The sequence below is a fragment of the Dietzia sp. IBK-p2-15D genome (genome assembly GCF_057773105.1).
Window position 1 is genome coordinate 1 of sequence record NZ_JBYMTK010000092.1, and the last position, 450, is coordinate 450.

The 450-nt window shown below is 51.1% G+C and carries 1 protein-coding gene; it reads left to right on the forward strand.

Features of this window, described 5'->3' with window-relative positions; genetic code table 11:
* Positions 1 to 36: 36 nt before the first annotated feature.
* A partial coding sequence (locus tag AC3DEV_RS17015; RefSeq protein ID WP_488372875.1) for a hypothetical protein occupies positions 37 to 450 on the forward strand: 414 nt, incomplete at its 3' end.

Sequence of the window (450 nt, forward strand, 5' to 3'; positions counted from 1 at the left end):
CAGGCACAGGCGGCGAGCACGTTAGTGAATACGCTGATGGGCCAGAAGATCCAGATGGAAGCGGACCTGCGGAACTTGCTGACGTATCTGCGTGAGGACGCCCCGCAAGTTGTGAGTGCGCGTAATGCGATTCAGTCATTGCAGGCACAAATTGACGAAGAAAAAAGCAAAATCACAGCGCCGCAGGGTGACAAGCTAAACCGTATGGCGGTGGATTTTGAAGAAATCAAATCAAAAGTAGAGTTCAACACCGAGCTGTACAAACTGACCCTGACCTCCATTGAAAAGACCCGTGTAGAAGCGGCTCGTAAGCTCAAGGTGCTGTCAGTGATCAGTTCGCCACAGTTGCCGCAGGAATCGTCTTTTCCAAATATCCCTTATTTGATCGCCTGCTGGTTACTGGTGTGCTGCCTGCTGTTCGGCACCCTGAAACTGTTGCTGGCTGTTATT